The sequence below is a fragment of the Lentilactobacillus diolivorans DSM 14421 genome (genome assembly GCF_001434255.1).
GTDB lineage: Bacteria > Bacillota > Bacilli > Lactobacillales > Lactobacillaceae > Lentilactobacillus > Lentilactobacillus diolivorans.
Genome location: NZ_AZEY01000032.1, coordinates 1 through 22,734 on the forward strand (window position 1 = coordinate 1; position 22,734 = coordinate 22,734).

Sequence of the window (22,734 nt, forward strand, 5' to 3'; positions counted from 1 at the left end):
CGGCTTGAAACTTGGCCGCTATGCTTGAATGTTTCATAACTAGCACAACGCGTTAGTTAGTTAACTGACATCGTCAGTCATGCAAGAACCATCATAATCTATTATATGTCGTCTCAAAAAGTCATTTTGCTCTCTAACAACTAGGCATTATCTTCTAAACATTTCGTTTCAAAAACGCCACAACATCGTCATACACATCATCAAGATACCCTTTGGCATGGCGGCTGCCCGGAACCATTCGCGTTGTGTAAGGAATCTGATGATCAGTCAATGCCTGGGCAAGTGTTAAAACGCCACTTGTCGGGACAAATTCGTTTAACGAGTTTGCCAAATACATTGGACCGGTCTTGTCAGTGACCCGATGATATGGGGTTGCTTCAACATACTGATCCGTTCGACCATTGAAGTAGTTGGTAACAAACCATTTGTAGAATGGATCGTTAGCCCCCGTTTGATTAATATTAGCACTAGCAGTTGAATTAAAACCACTGGTATCACCCTCTGCGGCAACAACGTCCTCATGTTTGCCGAGCCAGTCATCAATATCCAAAATCCCGGAAAGTGAAGCAATTGGGATCCCGTATTTAATACCCAGCTCAACGACCATGTTGCCGCCAGCTGATGAGCCAAAGGCGCCAATATGATCATGATCAAATGGCAGATCTGTTTTTTTAAGCCACTCATAAAGATGATCCATATCTTCAAGTGGTGCCGGATAGTAGGCCTTTGGCGTGATTCGATAAGCCGGCGTTACAACCAAAAAGCCTTCACCAACAAACCGTTCCGATGAATCGGCATCTTTGGACTTATTGCCACGAAACCAACCGCCACCATGAATGTCAATTAGGGCGCCGCAAGCTTCTTTGAGATCGCCGTCATAGTAAATATCGGTTACTTGATGGTTAATTGGATCGTATTCAACATCTTTTTTAATTACTAAATTTGTCATCGTAAATCCCCCTCGTACACTTACATAATCATTTACACCTGCAGTATCTACCGTTACTTTTTGTTAGTCAATTGGTTGCACTTAGGAAACGCACTACAAAAGTTTTTTTTCCGAACTTTTTGGTATTTATTTCAATTGGGCCAAATAAAAAGTATTTTATCACTTAAAATATGTTCTAAAATCAAGAAATTGAATACTTTAAAACAATGCCTATCAATCAAAAAACACACTATCAAAAATCGGTAGCATGTCTTAATTTAAGCTTTCAACTTTTCTTTCATATCAGCCCCAACTAAGCTGACCACCAAGCCAGGATACTGGGTTCAAATTTTCTTGACGTTAGATGGCTTGGGATACACGACGTACTCGGCTAAAACAACGCTATTGACATTTTTTCATTAACTGGCTCGACAACTAATTGGACCCTTCACTATTAAACTCAGCATTTAGCTTTTCGAAATTAATTGTTCCAAGCCCACTTGCCTGATTGTAGATTTTGCCTGGTTGTCCAGTATAGTAAAGATTATTATTGTTATCGGCACCAGCCAAAACGTTAAATGGACTATCGGTTTCTTGAGCAAACTTATAAATCTGTGGGTTCCAGAAGCCAATTCGAGTTGATCGGCCGCTATTCATAACGGCATTTGCGCCGGCCATCTGAGGTGTCGTATAGCTGGTCCCGCCACCCATTAACCAAAGTTTATATGGGATTCGAACGACCCGTTTATGCTTTTTAGTCATACTGTTACCGGCAATGTAGGTTGCATACCCCGTTTGCGGATCGGCATTTCCTGAAACATCAGGGAAGTTCCGACCTTGGCGAGTTCCCGTTATAACCTTCGGATTCTTGTTAACTAAGAAATGGCCTTTGCCAATATATTTTAATAATTGGATTGCCCGAAATGTATTCACACCGGGAACGCCTAATTGATAACGTGGTGTCGGATTTAATGCCGAGAAGCCGCCGGCACCACCGCCAGGGAAGAAGCCCTTTTTCAAATCAGACGCACTTGCACTATACGTGTCGCCCCAAGCCCGTTCCTGGTTCACGTTAATCAACTTCTGATGCATGATTTTTGTATATGGCAGCGTTGTCCCCCCTACCATGACCTGATAAGGTGAGGTTGAAACGGCATTGGTTTGAGAAGTTCCCGGCACATCATAGGGACCATGATCACCGCCGGCTCGAAAAACCGTAATTCCCTGAGCGGCCGCCTGCTCCAACATTAAGTTGAACGCATGATTATATTGAGACAGATTAGCACTTTTATCTTCCCAACCGCTCTTGGCTTCTTCACCAGGAGAAAAGCTGGTGCTAATCTGATTATCAACATTATCGGAAACTGCCTGCATAAATGCCGTATAATGACCGGATGCATTGGTCGTTGCCCCACTTGGTGCCAAATCGATATAAGCATCAATATCAGCTTTTGGTGCAACAGAACTTGCAGATTCAACGTCTAATGTTGTTTCAACTTGTGCCATATTAAAAACAAGGTTCGAAAGTGCAGTGACATTCTTTGGACTTCCCGCCACGTAAACTCGGTGGAGACGACTCGTATCTGAATTAACACCAACCTGTTGCCAATATTTTTGAATATTGCTATTACGAAAATCAGTATGAACAATTAAACCAATTCGTTGGCCCTGGCCTGCCAAGCCTTGATTATAAAGTCGATTTAATTGATAGCGATTAGCGAACTTGGCCGGACCATATTTTTTCGAAAAAGAATTACCGGAAAGCGTTGTATCAGGCTTGGTGTCACTTGTCGGGATATCAACATGGCTGGAAAGTGATTTGGTATCAACAGCTGGTTTCTTTGTCGGCTGTTTTTTAGTTGTCTTCTTTTTGGCAGAATTAGGATTGGCCGCGTAAATGCCAATAACGGCTACAACCCGTTTGGATAAATAACCCGGTAATTGATAGCTGGTCTTTGATTTATTGACATATTTTGCCTTGAAAACCCGATTGACATTGTTTTTGGTTCCCCGAACCTTCAATGACAGGTTACCTGCGTACGCATTCGTCTTGAGATGGTACTTGCGCAAGTACTTTTTAAACGCTGCCACATAAGAACCGGATTGTCCAAATCTTTGGGCAAATTCATTCGGTGTCAGATACTGATGAAAACTGGCAGAATCAGGATTTACCGTATCGTAAACATAATTAGTCAGATTGGTTTCACTCGTTGGCTTTAATGCAACATTGACAACGGTAAACCGGTTATCAACTTTTTTAGCTTTGGCATTGGCAGTAAAACCGGCCCCCAGAACCAGCAATCCACTCAATGTTGCAATGATCATTTGTTTTCCCCTCAATTTAATCACTCTTTTCTACCATTATTTTGGGTCAATTATAACAGTCTTAAAGATTCGGCGGCCTTCAAACGCTCCTAAGAATTAATATCATCAGTAAACATCACAGATTAACGTCGGGTTTACGTTTCATTTTAGTGTCTATTCTTTGTTGGCAAGAAATTGCTTTGCCTAATCCTGTATACTTAAGGTAACCTTATGTTCTAAAAAGCGACATTTAGCAAGAAAATCAGTTTGACCCAGATAACCTGTTTCAGCGTTAATCGATGTAAGCAATAAAACAACTTATCTGAAGGGACGGTCCACAATGAAACTTCACAAACAAATTGATTTAATGACAAATAAGAAATTACAACTTATCCTCAATTTATCCGCAATTCCTGTTTTTATCCTATTTATCTTCATGTTACTGCCATTAAGCCACAAAACGAGCTTTTCGTTTGATGGCTTTCGATTATTAATCCTCATGATTTTTTTGTTTAGCTCCCTAATCATTCATGAGCTAATTCATGGATTATTTTATAAGCTTTTTCATCCGAGCGGTCATGTCAAATATGGCTTCAAGGGTGGGATGCTGTACGCTACCAACCCTGGTACTTTATACCCACGCTGGCAATTTATGATCATTGGGATCATGCCACTACTATTAATTACCGGTATTTTATGGCTGTTATCCTTGGTGAATGTCTTATCAGGTCCCGAATTTGTTCTGATCGCTGCGATTCATTCTTCTGGATGTGTTGGCGATTTATATCTGGAATCCGTCTTAATTTTTTCACCCATTGGTGCGGTAGTTGAGGATACCAGTAATGGGATTGACGTTTATATCCAATCTTAAAATACATTAATTACTACCATCTGCGCCAACATAGGAAATGCATCCCATCTTTGCACCATAAAGTCGCAGTGTCCAAAAAAATCCAGTTAGCAGACTGAATAAGATCAGGCTTCTAACTGGATTTAATTTATTTAATTAGAACGACTTTGATCATTGAACTTATTATAAAGTTTGCCAAAGTTAATTGTTCCAAGTCCGGCAGCCTGGTTGTATAGTTTCCCCGGCTGGCCGGTAAAATACAGATTGTTGCTATCTGGACTATCCAAGACATTAAAGGGCGAATCACTTTGTTGAGCAAATTGATAAATTTGCGGGTTCCAAAAGCCAATTGGAGTTCTCCGCCCACTATTCATGACCGCATTGGCCGCAGCCATTTGTGGTGACGTATAACTTGTCCCACCACTCATGATCCAATATTTCTTGAAAACTGAATGGATTTTACCAGTCTCAAAACTTGCTTCATTGCCAGAAAAATAGGTGGCATAGCCCGTCTGGATGTCAGCATTCCCCGCAACATCCGGCAAGTTCCGGCCTGTGCCAGTTCCTGTAATAATATTGGGGTCTTTATTAATTGTATATTTAGAAGTCGTCGGGTGATAGTTTAGTAAGGTAATCGCCCTAAAGGTATTGATTCCAGAAACGCCTTGTTGATATCGCGGTGTTTCATTCAAAGCCGAGAAGCCGCCCCCGCTACCACTAAAATGACCACTTTTTATTTCAGCGGAACTCGCGCCATCAGTATTTCCCCAAGCGCGTTCTTTAGAAACAGTGATGACCTTACCATTAACAATTTTGGTATAAGGAAGGGTTGTCCCACCCACAATAACTTGATAAGGTGACGTCGAAAATGCATGATTTTCTTTTGAGGAGGCTCTCTCACTCACGCCGCTGTCGCCACTAGCTCTAAACACCGTAATTCCCTGAGCAGCAGCCTGTTCCAACATTAAATTGAATGCATGATTATACTGAGCCATTGTCAAACTGTGATCATGCCACTGACTTTTGAGCTCAATGGTTGGCGCAAAGCTGGTTGACAGTTGTTTATCGATATTATCGGAAATTGCCTGCATAAACGACATGTAGTGCGCAGTTGCAGAGGTCGTAATATCATCCCCGTTATCGCCAATATAACAGTCAACATCGGCTTTAGGGGCAACAGAACTCGCCATTTGAACATCTAAAGTCGCTTCAATTTGTGGAGACGTCATGGCTAGGTTCAAACGTCTTTGGATATTTTTCCGGTTGTCAGCCGTATAGATTCTGTGAATCCGCCCAAGGTTATTATCAACACCTGCCTGATGCCAATAAACTTTCAAATCACGATTATAAAAATCACTGCTGGAAATAATTCCAATCCGTTGTCCTTGACCCGCTAATCCTTTGTCATAGAGCTGATTTAGCTGATATTGATTAGCAAATTTTAATACACCATACTTTTTTGAAAAACGATTCCCAAAACTCGTAATATCGGGTTTATTACTGTTGGTTGCAATTGAACCCTCAGTCGCGGCGGCTTGAAATTGATCAACGGCTGCCTTCTGATGGGATTTTAATTTAGCAGGCTTTTTATGGTTGGGCTTGGCCTGATCCAACCCCATAACTGCAACAACCTGTTTGGATAAATAACCGGGCAATCGGTAAGTTGTCTTGCATTCCTGCCCTTTTTCCTTTACATATTTCGCGTTAAACGCCCGATTGACGTTTTGGCGAGTGCCATAGACCTTCAAAGACAAGTTGCCTCGGTAAGCAAACGATTTAACGTGATGTTTCGCTAAATACTTTTGAAAACCAGTAATATAGTTGTCAGATTGGCCAAACTTTTCGGCAAACTCATTCGGCGTTAGATACTGATGAAAACGAGTTGATTTTGGATCAACAGTGTCATAAACATAGTTGGTTAAATTAAGTTCACTGGTTGGTTTAAAGACGACATTAGCGATTGTCGGATCTTGATGGGCATCGGCACTGGCCGTGACATGACACCCCAATACAAGAAAGCTTAACCCACTAAGGAGCGTCACTACAAGTTGTTTTCTTTTCAATTGATTCACCTTTCTTAACATCGAAATAATAAAAAGATTTGTCTAGGTTATCGTCAACGGATCATCGGCCGACACCCAGCAGCCAGGCCAAAATGTACAATCCCCAAATATGAATTGGATAAAAGCCATAGAAAAAGCCCTTCATGCTCTTGCCGAGTTGCCCATTATAAACCGAGAGTGGCAGAACGGCCAACACCATCAACCACTGAGTGTTCGCAGTGAACAAACCGGTAAAGTTGAACCCGGTTGAGATCAATGCTGCACAAGCAATCCCAATCATTTGCCAGCCACGATGACGACGCAGTAGATACATCACCGGTCCAAGATAGAGGAAAAATGAATTTTCAGCTGTCAAAGGCATTGGGATACCCAGCATGAAATATGACAAATAAGCCGATAAACTTCCCTGCATGATTTCCATAAGAAGTGCACTAAAAATCAATGGCAGCGCAATGACTAATACACCAGTCAGTATTTCAAGGAACTGATGGCGCTTCAAACCACTACTGATTGTTTGAATCCCGTACATCGTTAAAACGCCTAGAAACAAATCACAAAAAATATTATTTGCAAGAAAGACATCAGTTCCACCAAACAAATGGCTAACTATTAAATTTCCAATTCCCATCACCCAGAAACCAATTAATAGTCGGAATAAATATCTTTTTTGATTGTGGGTATGAGTGAAGCCCTCAACACTTAAAAACATAAAAATCGTTGCGACCGGCCGGCCAAACATATCGACCCAAGTCGGGACTCCGGCTGTTGCAAACATTTCATGAACATGATCGATAAACATCAACACAATTCCCAGAACTTTTATATCAAAGTTGGTTAACCCTTTTTTCTTAACTTTTTCTATCAACATCACTTTTCCTCCAAATAATTAAGTGCCCTACGTGTTCGGTTAGTCGCTTGAGTAGCTAACTGATTTAATAAAGATATCGTACCTAACATAAATTGTCAATTATTTCTTTGGAATAAATCAAAACAATTTCGGAAATTATTGTTGCGGCCTAAGAATAGTTTATGATTCACAGGAATGATTTTGGGGATAACGATGAATAATGATGCATGTTAACAATTTGATGTCCGAGCCAGTTAGTAAACGAAACACAACAATCGACAACTTAATTTCCAACCAAAAAATGGTTTCCGGCGCAAATTCATGCGTTGGAAGCCATTTTTATTCAAACGATAATTATCGATCATCTTACTTTTATAAACTTGTTTCAATCTCTTTCAAAATTTGATCAGTCGAAGATACTAACGCAATTTTGGGAAACAATTTTGTGAAAAACATTTCATGAAGTTGTTGATCACGATCGGTAATCGCATCTTCAACCACAATCACCTTATAACCATACTGAAAAGCATCTAATGCGGTGGCATAAATCCCATTTCCGGTCACAACCCCCGTTAAAATAATGGTATCAATCCCTCTTCGTCTAAGTTGAAGATCAAGATCAGTTCCAAAAAAAGCACCTGGATTATGTTTAGTTACTTTAATGACGTTATGACTCTTTTCATCATCGGCAATTGTCATTAATAACTTGGCTATTTTCAAAAAGATAACTTGAGTAATGCTGACAGTTTTTCGGCAGTGATCGATGAATTTATTAATTCAATCGAGGAGAAATAAAAAAATCCAAGAAACACGCCTATATTGAGAGATTCCAATATAAATTGTGATTCTTGGATTTTTAAACTTCGTTACCCTTTTCGTGAGATCAGGGTGAGTTTTCCAACTATTTTGTTAGTAAGAAGATTGCAGCGATTTAAATAAAAGTCAAGAACGACTTAGTTAATTTATCAAATCAAGTCTCAATATGACGAAAGTGTTTGAGTCGGTTAAAAAAGCCTTCAATTAAATACCGCTCCTTATATTGCACCCAATCAGCTCCCCATTTGGGCCGAGTATTCTGTTTGGGTGGGATCGCTTAAGTGCCACCCAAAGCAGCGCGTTAAACATGGTTTGATTAATCCGGCGGGCGACCGGTTCGACACGGTGAAAAAAGATTCGATTTGGACCCATTGCTCATCAGTTGGCTCATAACGACGGTTGGTGGTTGGCATGATCAGCATTTCTTTATTTTTAACTTACCGGAGCCAACTTAATATTGGGAAATTTGATGTCCACCACTTTAAAAATACCTCCTAATTTGAACCGTTATTTATAGCTTACAACTGTTACCAATTTTCGATTAGCTGAAATGTACTGACCATTTATTAGTCTAAAGCGAGTAACAGTTCCGATATGAATCAATTTCTTGATATACAATTTATCGCCACGCTTATAATGATTAATCTTACCGGTTAAGAGTTTGGTTCGATAACTATCAATTCCGGCATGGCTCAAAACAATCACATCAGTTGATTTGCTCTGATAATATGCTGGTTTTGTATAATTAGAATTAGCAGTAATGTATCCAACTTTACCATAAGTTTTAGAATTCTTGTTAAGATCCCGAACTTTATATCTTAATAAGTTACCATTACCATAATATACATAGCCCAAGACTTTGAAAACCGGTCGCTTTAAAATGGCTTGTTTCGCAAATGTCAATCGTCGTGTTTTAGTTGAGAAGTCACTGCTACGATATAAGCTAAGCCTTTGAATTGCGTAAATAAGCGTTCCTTTCTTAGCAACCGATCTTGGTAACCGTCGAACTTTGGTCTTACTGTCAGACTGGGTAGTCACGGTAGTAGCCGTTGTTCCCAAATTACTTGCCGATTGACCCTGATTAGAATTAGTTTGAGAACTTTGGATACTTGATAATCCATTATCATCATACGAACTTGAAGAGATTGGTTCACTCACAGGTATCTGCTCACGAACAACATGAAACGTTTTGGTGGTCGTATTACCAGCCTGATCAACAGCTGAAATCTTAAAATAATTATTACCCATTGCCAAATTGTATGTTTGTTTGAACTCATGAGCCGGATAGGGGTTGACTGATTTTTGTGACGCATCGTGAACATTGAAGCCAGCATCATTCTGCTCATGAAAAACATTATCACTATCAGCATATAAACGGTACCCGCTGACATTATCATCCACATTACCACTAATTGTAAATATATCATCTGTTGTTGTGACATCGTATTCACCAGTTTGGGGATTTAATCTTAGCGAGTCAGCTTGTGGCATCTTCAACGTAGGAAAACTAGTATCAGTGATAATTTCAAGAACTCCTCGGTTGGTGACATCATATTTTTCTCCTTTTCCTTTTGTTGTCAAAATATAACCAACGCCTCGTTGCTCAGTTTGCTTAAATGGAATCTGATAACTAAACGTCCCATCATTGTTAATCCTGACAACATTCTTTTTGTCCTTTTCATTTGGTGATTTTAGGATCACTAATTTATCTTTTGGATCATCCAATTTACCACTAATAGTCAACTGTTGATTTTTGGTGTCATATAGTTTGCTGCCAGCACCAATAATCGTTATATTATTGTCATTTAAACCCGTGAACTTAATACCATTAGTTGGATTAAAACGAGTGGTTAAATCAGATACTCTATGTCCAGGAATGATTGGTATTCCGCCAATCTTACGAATCTGTTTGGTTGCTGTCGCCTCATCGACAAAATCATTTTTGACTTTTGGCGTTAGCTTAGAGACAGCCGGAAAGTCCGGATCACTAAAAATAAGCAGGCCATCAACTGGCGATTGTGCTAACGTACCAAACTTTTCCGTTGGAATTGTTGCATACCCCTCAAGTTCAAGATACAGTTGTCCGTTAAGGGAAATGTTAAAAGTAACAATTCCGGTTTTAGCATTAATTTTTCCTAAAAAGGTTCGGCCAGACAATTTATCAAAGGCATATGCTTTCAAATCAGGATCACCAACTGGTACTTTTGCTTTAAAAGTCGCTTTGGAATCTGAAGTGTTAACAACCCACCAAGGTTCAATACCACTTTGGGCATAGCCATTATCAGCATCATTTCGGTCACCAATCCGCTCCCATTTAAATTGTGGTGCCTTGGGATTAGTTTTAACTACTTTATTGCCAATTCCTTGAATAGTTGGAATATCTTTAACGACCTTATTACCGGCCAAATCAGTTAATATCAACTTAACATGACCATCTCCATTTGCTAAAGCCCTCTGTTGTTGTGCCGTAAATTTATAACTAAAGGTCCCACTATTACTTTTACCATCATTATTTAAATTAGCGCCTTCCTCAACACCATTGATAGATAAAACGATATTGGATTGAGAAGTAAAACCTACCCCTTTGTCACTATATCCAACCATTAATGTGCCATTTTGATATTTAGTATCATCGATTGTGGGTGCAATATTGTCAACTGTGACCGGTAGATCAAAACTTTGTTGTTTTTGACTGCCATCATTATAGTTGGTAGTCATCATTTGATAGGTATATCGACCATCTGGAACGACTTTATTTTCACCAGTTGATTGATCATATGCAGTTCCATCCCATTTAAATTTGGATGGATCATTCCTCATAGTTGGTGACAAAGTCAAATCTTGATCCCACGTATTACCATCTTGATAAAATGATTTATCAGTATTATTTTCTTGGTCAATTATTTTGATAACTTTACCCGATTGGTCTAAAACTTTGGCTGTCACGTTTGCCAAATTCTGCTTTGTAAAAATATACGGACTAACGGTATCAGAGCTATTATCATTGTTGGGTGAAAACGCAACTTTATGACTATCAATTTTAGAACCCACATTGCTCCAGGAAATTTTGCCATTGCTACTATTAATCAAATTGGATAATGATGCGGAATCAGTAATACCAAGAGGCATGTTATTTTCATCATACAAATAGCCACCACCAAAAATACTTCCTTTTTGATTGGCTGACTTATCAATCACGTTCTCTTTAGTCAGATCACCTGCATACCCCAAATACGGTACCGTTAAGTTTTGACTTGAATCAGTTGCTTTAAACGTGACAAATCCTTCAGCGACACTATTCGGAGCCAACTTATCACCTAGATTTAACATAAAGTCAACTTTTTGAGACTCCCCTGGAGCTAACGTTACTTTACTGGTCGATGGTCGCAAAGAAGCACCTTCAATTTTAACATCATGAATAATTCCCAAATTTTGAGTATTATCCCGTGTCTCTGTCTGTGGACCGCCATTATCACTAACAGCATAAGTTTCTGTCTTCATGCCACGATTTGTAACCTGTAATGAAAAATTAGCTGTTCTACCAATCTGTTTTAGTGAAACTGATCCCTCACCATTGGCAGCATTAGTAGCAGAAGTAGTCAAATTAACGGCATTTGAAACATTTACCTTTCCGGATCCTTGACGCCGAGGTGATACCAGAACGCCCGAATAGCTTATATCAGTCATTGGTTGGGATGCATTCATTAAAGCTATTTTGGCCGTTTGAACTAACTGGGCACCTTTCAAATCAGGATTTGTTTTCGCGAGCCTTTGCATCACTAATGCAGCAGCACCAGCAATAAACGGTGTTGCCATTGATGTCCCACTATCTGATTCATAACCACCATTTTCCCAAGTTGATTGAATCGCAACACCCGGTGCTGTTATATCGGGTTTTAACGTATAATCAGGGGTTGGCCCCCAAGAAGAAAATGACGCCATGTCATCACCACTACCAATCGATGTATTCTCAGCGGCAATTGTAGCTGCACTTTCCGCTGCTCCAGGATTTGCAATTAAACCTTCATTGGCTGGCTGATATGACGTTGCGATACTACCTGGCTGACCAGAACCATAAGTGCTACCGGCAGCGCCGTTATTACTTGCTGCGATTGAAACAAATACGCCATGATCCGTTGCGTATTGAACTGCTTCCTGCTCCTCATCAGTTAACGATTGCCGGGCAACTCCTATCCCTAATGACATGTTAATCACATCCGCACCCAGGTCAACCGCGTCATGAATTGCCCGAGATATATTATTTGACGATTCATCAGGGAAACCATCATATACTTTCATCGCTAGAATCTGAGCTTCAGGAGCAACACCAGAGACATATTGACCATCAGGATTTTTAGCTTGACCATTAGCAGCTATGGTCCCAGCAGTGTGCTGACCATGGAAAGAAGTTTTTTCCGTCGGCTCATAACTATCGTTGTCATTGCTAACGTAATCGTAAGCAAAGGGTATTTTAGAACTAACATATGTACCATATCCTTTGTTGCTAATCTCTTTTTTAGCCATGTCCTCTGAAATTTTGGCAGTCTTATCATTTGACAGTCGAAAATCTGGATGCTTTTGAATACCAGTATCAATATCAGCAACAACCATTCCTTGGCCTTTAAACCCTTGCGACCATGCTTCAGTAACATTTCCTTTGGTTAACGCGTCCTCGTTAAGCGGCAAAATTGCCTTAGCCGTTTGAGTTGCATTAATTGTCTGAGTATTCACTGATTTTATTTGGTTACCTTGCGAACTTAACTGATTTTTAGAATTCGCACTGTTAATCAAACTCGAATATGTTCGGACGGTTCTAGGATTACCCCCAATATCACTTGCTTGAGCCGAGGCAACACCGGAGAATGTTAATGCCAACCCGGTTGAAATGAGAACAAGTGCCAACCATTGATGCCCACTTTTGTGCAATCTATAATACATCCCACCCCGATCAGATTCTTTAAACTTTTCTTGCATATAAAAACCTCCTACATTCATGTTTGTAGTACCTTTTTTCTCATTGCATTTTCGTTTTATGATAATACAATAAAATTATCATAAGAAAAAGTATAATGCTAATATATCAATTTCGTCAATCATTAATTACAATGGCTTCTTCATAAAAACAATTAATTAAAAAAGATACTTAATAGGTGAAAGTTAAAAATAGCTGCTAAGCCCGATAGCTCCAGGCTTAACAGCGATACGGAAACTTGGTAAGAATAATTTAGGATTGAAAAAAGTCCGAAAAACTAAAAAGTAACGACAAACAGGAAATCTTATCTACCGGCGTCTCACATTCATTATAAGAATAATATATCTGACATGGGAATGATTCATTCAGTCTCCTTAGTTATTACAAAGCAAAAAATGAGAGCTCGGCAGTAATCAAAAATCTATATGACGGGGGTTAATCTTCGAAGTGAAAATCCCGTGAAATCAGTTTACAAAACACTGATTTCACGGGATTTTTCTAAAATAATTATTTCACTGACTGATCTCCCAGCCGCCACCACCTTTTTATACGTCATAATATTTTAGTGAAATTAGTTGACCATTCCCAAATCACTATCGATTAGAAACGTCTAGTGTAAAGCCAAAGTCAATATCGTCTCCAGCCGGAATATGATACTGAGCTTCAACGTCCCGGCCCCAACTATCAATCCCACCGACACCACGAACAGCACCTAAAATTGAAACAACTGTCCGGCGTGGTATCGGTAATTCTTCGATATGGGTCGCGTTTTCCAATTCTTCGGCCGTATAGGGTAAACAGCTGAATGCAAATGGCTGATCCAACTTTTCAAAACTGAGACTAAATGGTGTCTTTGATTGATCCGAATTATCTTTGGTGGTCTTTCGAGTAACGGTCAGCGCGTTGGTGGCCATGTGAACACCGCAATCCTGTGGAACCAAATACTTGGTAACCGGCAAACCATCAATATGATAAGTCCCTGGTTGCCCACCGGCCATTCGATCGGGATACGTTTCACCAGACAAGCCATCGTATTCGAACCCGCTCGCCAATGTCGGCATCACGAATCGAATCCCAAAGACTGGCAAATCAGGCAGCTTGGCATTGCCCGTGTAATGAGCATGAACATCAATATTGCCATTTGGCGTGATCGTATAGCTCACATCAACTGGTGTGCTGGGCGTTGTTAACGTTTCATAATGATAAATGATTTCGACCTTATCAGCGTATTCATTGTTTGAATATTTGTTATTGGTCGGTGCACCTGGAAATCCAATCAATTGGTCGTTGACTTTAACATCAATGCTGGTTGCGTCGACAAACATATCCGCGCCCATCCACTGGACAGACTTCTTGGAAAAACCATTTCCCCGGTCATTATCAGTCGTTGCCCGCCAAAAAGTTGGCTTCGGTTCACGATACAGCCATTGTTTCCCGTTTATTTCCAAAGACTCCAGACCGCCGCGAGAATAACTGAAGATATAATGAAAACCATCGCCGCCAAGGCCCAACGTCCCATCGCTATAAATAATTTGTAACTGTTTATTTGTGTTGGCCATAGTAATATTTTGCCTCCTGCATTGCTGGTTTTTCGGTCCGGTCGGCAAACATTAAGCCGTCACCGGAGAATTCGTAATCTGAAACCCGATCATCAAAATCACCGCCGTAACGCAGGACCTTTTGACCAGTTACCTCATCTTTAACTTCAATCGCTTGATCAATGAAATCCCAGATGAAACCACCGGCATACATCGGATATTGGTCAATTAAATCAATATAGGACTTCATGCCACCAAGTGAATTGCCCATGTCATGCATGTATTCACAAAGTAAAAACGGTTTTTTCGGATTATGATCCAAATAATCTTTGATCTCATCAGGTGACGCATACATTCGGCTTTCAACATCTGAAATAGTGTCCTCATAATTCCGATCATGAACAACACCTTCATAGTGAACCAGCCGAGTTGGGTCAACTTCCTTATAGTAGGCGTTCATCGCTTCAATATCGTCGCCGGCATATGATTCATTCCCCAATGACCAGAACAGAATACTGGTATGATTCTTGAACATTTCATAATTATTTTTAGCTCGGTCCAAGACAACTGCCCGCCATTGTGGTAGAGATCCAGGCACATTATAAGAGGGTTCAACGTCCCCCAACTTTTGCCAGGATCCATGTGACTCGAGATTGTTTTCAGCCATCATATAAATCCCGTTGGTATCACACATCCCATACCACGGGTCCTGATCAGGGTAATGACAGGTCCGCACCGCGTTAATGTTATTGGCTAGAAATGTCTGCATATCCGCTTTCATATCAGCTAAGGTAATTGCCCGACCAGAATGACAATCCCATTCATGCCGGTTAACACCGTTAATAATCAGGCGTTTGCCATTCAATAAGATAACCTTATCTTTGCTAATCTCAATCCGTCGAAAACCAAATTGATATGGGACGACTTCTAAGAGTGTGCCATCCTGTTTAGCAATTTCAATGGTTAATTGATACAAATATGGATTGTCATGATCCCAAAGGTGAACTTTTTTAATTGAAACATCTGAAATTGACAATTTCTCAGCGACAGATTGGGTTGTGTGGTAGAGCTGCTGACCGTCAGCATCGGTAATCGTTATGTGAGCCGTCGCATCTGGATCATTTACTGTCAGCTTGGCATCCAGACTGAATTGACCGTTATTAAAGTCATCGTCAACGGTTGGCTTAATTGATAAATCTTCAATATGGGTCTCTGGCTGAGCGACTAACGAGACGTTACGGAAAATTCCGAAGAAGCGGAACATATCCTGATCCTCAATAAAGGCCGCCGTACTGCGTTTAAAGACCTCAACTGCTAATTTATTAGAACTATCCTTTAAATAAGGAGTTAAATCAAATTCAGACGGCGTAAAACTGTCTTCGGCATAGCCCAAAAAATGGCCGTTCAACCAAACATACATGGCTTCTTCGACCCCTTCAAATCTGACCCGAATTTGTTTGCCGGCAAGGCTGGGATTAACTGTAAATTCTTTAATATAGGAACCAACTCGATTATCTTCGCCTTCACTAAACATCCCGGCACCCGTCTGATCAGGCCCCATTGAATAGGCAGGTCGACGATAAATGCGACCTTCCCAAGGATAAAAGGTGTTAATGTAGTGAAATTTATCGTATCCAGCAAATTCAATATGACCCGGCACTTTAATCGTGTCAAAGTGGCTGCTGTCATAATCTGCTTTGTAAAAATCAGCTGGCCGACTCATGGGATTTTTTGAGAATGCAAACTCCCAATCACCATTTAGACTTTGAACAAATGAACTTTGATCATTAGTGATTTCAGCTTTACTTTGATAAAACTTGTGATCACTATGGGCTGGTAGTTCGCCAATCCGAAATTTTTCTGGATCATCTAACCACTTAATATCTGGTTTCATTAATCAAATCACACTCCTCACAAATCAATTACATGAAGCTTACCATGTTTAATGTAAGCGTTTTTACAGTAAATGTCAATAAAAATTAATGCAACAAAATTAAACCTTTGTGGTTATTTTAGTAAAAACATATAAAACAAATCAGTATTTAAGATAATCATATCCAGCAAAATAATAAAAGGTCGTTGTCTTGCCCCATTACTTTTAGGCTAACAATTTGAACAATTAGGTCACTCAAAAGCCCTAAAAGCCTCGTAAAATCAACACATTTAATTGCTCGATCTTACGGGGTTCATTGTTTGAAATCATTAAATTCAGAAGCTAACATACTCATTATTTATTTTTAACTTGATTTATTAGATTAATTATCGCTTGCTTCTCAAAAAGCTTGTATTACAACTACAACCTAGTTAATAGTTGCAAAAAAAGTTCATTTGGTCTAAAATGACCACCGGTCAGTATTGAATATTAACTTATTTTCGTGAAAGAGGAAATTGATGAATATTTTAACAGAGAAGCAGCGAACCGAAAAGGCAGAAAAGATCGCCGATACGGCACTCCAGCTCTTTCAAACACGCTCATTTGGCAGCATCACAATGTCACAGATTGCGGCTAAATCGGGAGTCGGAAAAGGAACCTTATTTAACTACTTTGAAACAAAAGAAAATATCTTTATGCGATTGCTATTAAGTGGTTACCAAGACTATTTTGAGAATCTAATCCAAGATTTTCAGAAATTACCATCTCAAGTTTCAGTAGAAGAATTCAGTAATTTTATGATAAATCAAACGCAATATTTGATTCGTGATAAATCAGTTTTGGTTCGACTCAATGCTTTAAGAGCCCCTGTCTTGGAAGGACGTGCAAATATGGATCAAACTTTGGCCGGCCGACAAGTATTATATGAAACCAGCCAAAGACTTGGACAAGTCATTTCTGAACACGTAACCTTCATCTCAAAATCAGAGGCAAGCCATCTTTTTATCGTTCAGAGTGCCATTATTAGCGGTCTAATGAATATGATGGGCTTAGATGAGTTTGACCACGAACAACTGTCACCTAAATTTACGGATTTCAAGATTAATCTTGAGACTGATGCGATTCAAACATTGAAATTTTATTTAACCGGTTTCTTTGCATCTAAAAAACAATAACTAACGGAGGATTATCATGAACCAAGCATATATTCAAAACTTTGCAATTATTGCTCACATTGACCACGGCAAATCAACTCTGGCTGACCGAATTATGGAACAAACCAACACAGTCAGCCAACGGGAAAGAAAGAATCAGCTTCTCGATAGTATGAAGGTTGAGCAAGATCACGGCATTACAGTAAAATCACGTACTGTTCGTAATTATTATCACGGAGAAGACGGTCATGAATATGAATATAACTTTATCGATACACCAGGACACGTTGACTTTTCGTATGAAGTTTCTAAGAGTTTAGCAGCATGTGATGGTGCAATTTTATTGGTCGACGCCACTCAAGGTGTTCAAGCTCAAACCGTGGCAAACTTTCGGTTGGCAAAACAGAATCAGCTATCAATTATTCCTGTGATTAATAAGATCGACAGTGAATCAGCTGACATTGAAAAAACGGTAAACCAAATTCAGCAGTTGGATCAGCGGTTTAGTCATTCAACGATTCTGATGATTTCAGCAAAAACCGGTCAAAATATTCATGACGTTTTAGAAGCAATTTATCAAAGAATTCCTGCGCCAACGGGTAATTTAGTGGCGCCACTGAAAGCACTTGTGTTTGATTCCATTTATGATCCTTTTAAGGGAATTATTGCTTATGTTCGAATTTACGACGGCAGGTTAAATGCGAACCAACATTTAAAACTGATGGCAGACAACACTGAATTTACGAGTCATCAACTTGGTGTCTTTACACCCAATATGAAAGAATCAAAGCAGCTATCGGCTGGAGACGTTGGGTATGTCACAACCGGCTTAAAGGATTCACAGCTGATTCAAGTTGGTGATACGCTAACCAGCTGCGAACACCCCACCAATAAGCCTCTTCCAGGATATCAATCAGCGAAATCAATGGTTTTTGCCGGCTTTTATCCAAAAGATGATAATTATAAAGAACTAAAAGCAGCCATTGAAAAATTATCATTGAATGACTCTTCATTTCACTACATGGAGGAAGTATCTGAGGCATTGGGGCCAGGATTTCGTTGTGGCTTTTTAGGAATGTTGCATTTACAAATTATTCGGGAAAGATTAGCCAACGAATATCACATTAACGTTCTCACGACCGCCCCTAACTCAATTTATCACGTTTACTTAAAAGACACCCCGGATCAATCTCCCCTTATTATCACAAATCCGGTTAAATTTCCTAAATTTTCAAAAATTAATTATGTTGAAGAACCTTATGTTAAAGCAACCATTACAACACCTGCAGATTCTATGGGCGCCATCATGAAACTGGTTGACCAACATCTGGGCACTCTGTTAGACATGAGTAATCAAGGTGATCTCATTGTCTTGATTTATAAAATACCAATTTCTGAAATTGCCTATAACTTCTTTAATAAATTAAAATCCGATTCCCATGGATATGCAACATTAGACACCAGCTTTTTAGATTATGAATTGACAGATGTCGTCAAAATTAGTATTCATATCAATTACGCACCCGTAGACGCGTTAGATACCGTTGTTCACCGCCAAGATTCCGAAAAAATTGCTCAAGGAATTGTTAAAAAAATGAAGTATGCCGTTCCCCGTCGCTTATACCCAATGCCTGTGCAAGCATTTGTGGAAGGCAAATCAATCGCCAGAATTGATGTGCCGCCACTAAGAAAAAACGCTGCAGTTAATGGCGAGAAGCATAGTATTTCTAAGAAACAACAATTGCTTCATCGGCAAAATATTAATAAACGACAAGCCGCTCAAAGCGATATTAAGCTGCCACAATCTGTGTTTAACGCCATTTTGGAAACAGATTAATTTTCCCCTGTAAATAACCGCTGAGATACCAACAGCTTTTCTTGAATCTTTATAATATCCGTTGATCTAAATTCAGATCTAGGTTATGATGACTGATATTCTAATAACCAACGAGGTGATGTTTTGGACGCTGCAACATATTTAACTTTAGCTTGGGCGATTCTCTGGAAACCCCTCCACGATGTTGCATATTACGGGCAAAACATTTGGAGGTTATTAAAAAATGGGTTATTTATACTTAGTGCTTGCGATTGTAAGTGAATTACTTGGGACAAACCTGCTAAAGGCATCCTTGGGCTTCACGGTTCTTTGGGCAATCATTGCATCATTGTTGGCATACGGCTTCAGCTTCTTTTTCCTATCACTCACTTTGAAAAGTATTAATTTAAACATCGCTTACGCATTGTGGGCCGGCTTGGGAATCATTTTAACCACGATTGTCGCTGTTATCTATTGGAAAGAACCAATTAACTTCCCCAGTATTCTAGGAATTTCACTAATTTTAATTGGGGTGGTTGTCTTAAATCTTTATGGTACGAGTCATTAAGATAACTATTAATTCTTATTTGTCGAATCAGTTATCTTCATTATTTTCGACATCTTAATTTATACATCTAAAACAAAGGAGACTGGGACAATATTCATTTATCCCAGCCTCTGTTCGTGTAAACACAATTGTTACCAAACGAAAACGCGGGACAAAAGGCAACTTCCGGCCGTGTAACCGAATTATCCAACTATTCAAGTTCAGAATATCTCGCTGAACTTGTTACTTAGCTAAAACGTGGACCAGCAAGCAGACCCCGGCCATATAAGCCCCCTAACCTGACATTCCAGAATTGGGAATATCAAGTTAGGGGGCTTATATTCTGGGGTCTAACCGCTTGCCGGCCCACTCTGTTTATTTGGTCATTTAATTCAAAACTAACCCATTGAACCAAACAACTATAAATAATAAAAACGGAAATTGATATCCTGATTATGATTACCAAATCCCTTGCCGTATAAGGTTAGTCCCCCCACGTGTTTTGCGTTATCTTTAACACTTAATCGCAAGGTCCAATACTGTGTCTGCCTCGAGAAATCATTAATACTGATATTGGATATTTGTTCCCCGCTCACAAAAGTTCCTTCATGAGTCACTTGTAACGTTTTTAATAAACCGTATTGATTCATATTATCAGGCCACCACTTTGGATTGAGCTTTCCTCTAACATCTGCGTAATCCCCGGGACTTTCCCAAGACCCCAAATCAATGCCGTTTAACTTAAAATTAATATCTGACGGCCAATTATCATTGGTAAAAGGAAATTCTGAAGCGAGTTCGATACTAATCTCAACTTGTTAAATCGTTTCGGAGCGTTTAAGCAGATTAGGAACTTTATATTCAACAAACCCCTTCGAAAACCAAAGAATTCCAGCATTAACTCGTTCTGGATCCATAAAATACTTGGGATCATCGAAGTGACCAATATACTTTTTGGTTGTTGATAATCCACAGACAGGCGAAACATTGTAGTCAACATAATGACCAATTGGCAATGCCATATCATAGTGAGAATAGGCGGATTGCTTCCGGTTGGGAAAATTAATTCCCAAATAATTAACCCGGAGTAACGAAATTTTTTGAACCCCATTTTTCCCTGGAATTCGCCTTGTCTCAACGATTTGTGCCGCTTCCAGTTTCTTAACGTGAGAACTCACAATTGATTTACTAAGATTCAAATGCTCACTTAATTCTTGAATATTCATTTCCCGTTTAGATAAGAATTCAATAATTTGAATTCGGACAGGACTTGCCAGTGCTTTTAACAGATTAATTGATTTATTGCTCAGATCGATTTCCATCATTCTTCTCCTTATCACAAGTGCTATGTTCACCGAAATGCTAACTTAGTTCATATTTGGGGGCTAAAAGCAGCCTTATAGTTCTTATTATAGCAAACAAAGTGGTGAAAAAACGTGCTATGGTCCATCTTTTTGCGAATAGTATATTGACAGCGTTTTCATTGAGCTGATACGATTATGTCGAAAGAAAAGGAGGCACAGTTACATGCAAGGAAAACTTTACGCAAATGATTTATTTCCTATTGGTACCATTGACCATCGAATTAGTTCATCTTTAGCAGAACATATGGGCCGAAGTATTTATGGCGGCATTTATGATCCTGATAATCCACTGTCAGATTCAGAAGGGTTTCGAAAGGATGTTATCAAGGCAGTTCGAGAATTAAATGTCCCGATGATTCGCTACCCGGGTGGCAATTTTGTCTCAAGTTACCACTGGGAAGATGGAATTGGCCCAAAGAAACAACGGCCACAAAAAGTTGATTTGGCTTGGCAAAGTATTGAATCAAACCAATTTGGGCTTGATGAATTCATGAAATGGACTGAAAAAGCTCACTCTTCAGCAATGATGGCCGTTAATCTTGGAACCAGGGGGATTGAAGATGCCTGCAATCTGCTTGAGTACTGCAATTTAGACACCAACACTTACTGGGCTAACAAACGAAGAGAAAACGGCCATGCCGCTCCATATCATATCAAAACCTGGTGTTTAGGAAATGAAATGGATGCGCCTTGGCAAATTGGCCACAAAACCGCCCACGAATACGGCGAGTTGGTTAACGAAACTGCTAAAGCCATGCGAAGTCTGGACCCTCAAATTGAAACGGTTGTCTGTGGCAGTTCAAACGAACACACTCCGATTTTTGGCAAGTGGGAAACAGAAGTGTTAGATGAATGTTACGACAATGTTGATTACATCTCAATGCATCAATATTACGAATTACCTTCAAAAGGCACAATGCACCACATTGCAAAATCAATTCGAATGGATCGGTTTATTAATTCAGTGGTTGCGCTTTGTGACGCAGTTAAAGCGACTAAGAAATCTTCTAAATCACTGAATATTTCTTTTGATGAATGGAATGTCTGGTATCACTCAAATGAACACGATAAAAATATTAAGCCATGGCAACAAGCGCCGCACCGATTAGAAGACGTCTATAACTTCGAAGATGCCTTGCTCATCGGTTCAAGTTTAATCACCCTCTTGAAGCACGTTGATCGTGTCAAAATCGCCTGCTTTGCTCAGTTGGTAAATGTAATCGCTCCCATTCTGACAACTGAAACAGGTTTAATTAAACAAACCATTTTTTATCCACTTAGAGACGTTGCCAAATATGGGTACGGAGAAACATTACAAACGAGCGTTCAATCCCCAACCTATAAAGCACCTGAATTTGGTGATGTCAATTACTTGGATTCTGTCATTATTAAAAACGGCGAGGGCGCCTATACCATTTTTGCCGTTAATCGCAGTGAAACAGAGACGATGGATTTAAACGTTAATATTAATGACAATCAGACACTTCACGAAACCAGCCATCAAAGTTACAGTTGTTCAAATCCAGACTTTAAAAATACTGCAGAACAGTCAGTAACTGAAGAAATCGTGGAAGATACCAATGGGATTACCTTAAAACCATTTTCATGGAACGTTATTACTTTTCAAGCATAAATAAATTCGTTGAAATATCTTAGATTATA

Annotated in this window: 12 protein-coding genes and 2 pseudogenes; 5 read left to right on the forward strand and 9 right to left on the reverse strand. The window is 39.5% G+C overall.

Going from position 1 to position 22,734, the window contains the following annotated elements:
• Window positions 1–154 precede the first annotated feature (154 nt).
• Window positions 155–949 (reverse strand): alpha/beta hydrolase, encoded by a 795-nt coding sequence (locus FC85_RS03895; RefSeq protein WP_057864252.1) that lies wholly within the window; start codon window positions 947–949, stop codon window positions 155–157.
• A gap of 414 nt (window positions 950–1,363) precedes the next feature.
• Entirely contained in the window at window positions 1,364–3,253 is a 1,890-nt protein-coding gene (locus FC85_RS03900) for a S53 family peptidase (RefSeq protein ID WP_057864253.1), read from the reverse strand.
• 319 nt (window positions 3,254–3,572) lie between these two features.
• Between FC85_RS03900 and FC85_RS03905 the strand changes: the two genes are divergently transcribed.
• Window positions 3,573–4,103: a DUF3267 domain-containing protein gene (locus FC85_RS03905; RefSeq protein ID WP_057864254.1), complete on the forward strand. Its 531-nt coding sequence runs from the start codon at window positions 3,573–3,575 to the stop codon at window positions 4,101–4,103.
• A gap of 131 nt (window positions 4,104–4,234) precedes the next feature.
• On the opposite strand, the gene FC85_RS03910 is transcribed toward FC85_RS03905, so the two are convergent.
• From FC85_RS03910 to FC85_RS03935, 6 genes and pseudogenes are all read right to left on the reverse strand, one after another.
• Entirely contained in the window at window positions 4,235–6,166 is a 1,932-nt protein-coding gene (locus FC85_RS03910; RefSeq protein ID WP_083484940.1) for a S53 family peptidase, read from the reverse strand.
• A 40-nt stretch (window positions 6,167–6,206) separates the two neighbouring features.
• Window positions 6,207–7,013, reverse strand: coding sequence for a TraX family protein (locus tag FC85_RS03915; RefSeq protein ID WP_057864256.1), 807 nt, complete (start codon window positions 7,011–7,013; stop codon window positions 6,207–6,209).
• 351 nt (window positions 7,014–7,364) lie between these two features.
• Window positions 7,365–7,661: pseudogene (locus tag FC85_RS03920) on the reverse strand (isochorismatase family protein); the annotation flags it as partial.
• A gap of 654 nt (window positions 7,662–8,315) precedes the next feature.
• Window positions 8,316–12,782 carry a S8 family serine peptidase gene (locus FC85_RS03925; RefSeq protein ID WP_057864258.1) on the reverse strand — a complete coding sequence of 1,489 codons (4,467 nt, stop codon included), beginning with the start codon at window positions 12,780–12,782 and terminating at the stop codon, window positions 8,316–8,318.
• Window positions 12,783–13,373: 591 nt separating this feature from the next.
• Window positions 13,374–14,339, reverse strand: a complete 966-nt coding sequence (locus FC85_RS03930; protein WP_057864259.1) for a beta-galactosidase small subunit — start codon at window positions 14,337–14,339, stop codon at window positions 13,374–13,376.
• Window positions 14,323–16,212 (reverse strand): glycoside hydrolase family 2 protein, encoded by a 1,890-nt coding sequence (locus FC85_RS03935; RefSeq protein WP_057864260.1) that lies wholly within the window; start codon window positions 16,210–16,212, stop codon window positions 14,323–14,325. Before FC85_RS03935 ends, FC85_RS03930 begins: the two co-directional genes overlap by 17 nt.
• 497 nt (window positions 16,213–16,709) lie before the next feature.
• Between FC85_RS03935 and FC85_RS03940 the strand changes: the two genes are divergently transcribed.
• From FC85_RS03940 to FC85_RS03950, 3 genes are all read left to right on the forward strand, one after another.
• Window positions 16,710–17,366, forward strand: a complete 657-nt coding sequence (locus FC85_RS03940; protein ID WP_057864261.1) for a TetR/AcrR family transcriptional regulator — start codon at window positions 16,710–16,712, stop codon at window positions 17,364–17,366.
• A 16-nt stretch (window positions 17,367–17,382) separates the two neighbouring features.
• Window positions 17,383–19,182, forward strand: coding sequence for a translation elongation factor 4 (lepA, locus tag FC85_RS03945; protein ID WP_057864262.1), 1,800 nt, complete (start codon window positions 17,383–17,385; stop codon window positions 19,180–19,182).
• A 223-nt stretch (window positions 19,183–19,405) separates the two neighbouring features.
• Complete coding sequence (locus tag FC85_RS03950; RefSeq protein ID WP_057864263.1) at window positions 19,406–19,729, forward strand: DMT family transporter; 324 nt, start codon at window positions 19,406–19,408, stop codon at window positions 19,727–19,729.
• A 398-nt stretch (window positions 19,730–20,127) separates the two neighbouring features.
• Here FC85_RS03950 and FC85_RS03955 read toward each other — a convergent pair.
• Window positions 20,128–21,030, reverse strand: a pseudogene (locus FC85_RS03955) (ArsR/SmtB family transcription factor).
• 205 nt (window positions 21,031–21,235) lie between these two features.
• On the opposite strand from FC85_RS03955, the gene arfA reads away from it, so the two are divergent.
• On the forward strand, window positions 21,236–22,705 hold the full coding sequence (gene arfA / locus FC85_RS03960; protein WP_057864264.1) for an arabinosylfuranosidase ArfA: 1,470 nt from the start codon (window positions 21,236–21,238) through the stop codon (window positions 22,703–22,705).
• Window positions 22,706–22,734: the final 29 nt, after the last annotated feature.